Source organism: Neisseria sp. P0009.S007 (assembly GCF_051962515.1).
Window position 1 is genome coordinate 1 of the sequence record NZ_JBQCVF010001348.1, and the last position, 229, is coordinate 229.

Annotated in this window: 1 pseudogene; it reads left to right on the plus strand. The window is 51.5% G+C overall.

Features of this window, described 5'->3' with window-relative positions:
* Positions 1-20: 20 nt before the first annotated feature.
* A pseudogene (locus ACTHS3_RS18895) lies at positions 21-229 on the plus strand (hypothetical protein); the annotation flags it as partial.

Here is a 229-nt window from a genome sequence, read left to right on the forward strand (position 1 = left end):
GTTTAGAAGTCGGCAGCATCATGTCCGAATCCTTGCAGGAAAGCGCGGCAAAAAGCGGGGTGACCGTCGTTCGCGACGGCCTGAAACAAGACACTTACGCAGACATCGCCATCACTTCCGCCATGAGCGCAGGCAATGCCTTTGTGGGACACGCCAAGGGCTTGGCTGTTTCTGTGACTTTGTATATTGACGACAAACAAGTCAAAAAAACCACATTATCCCGCAATTC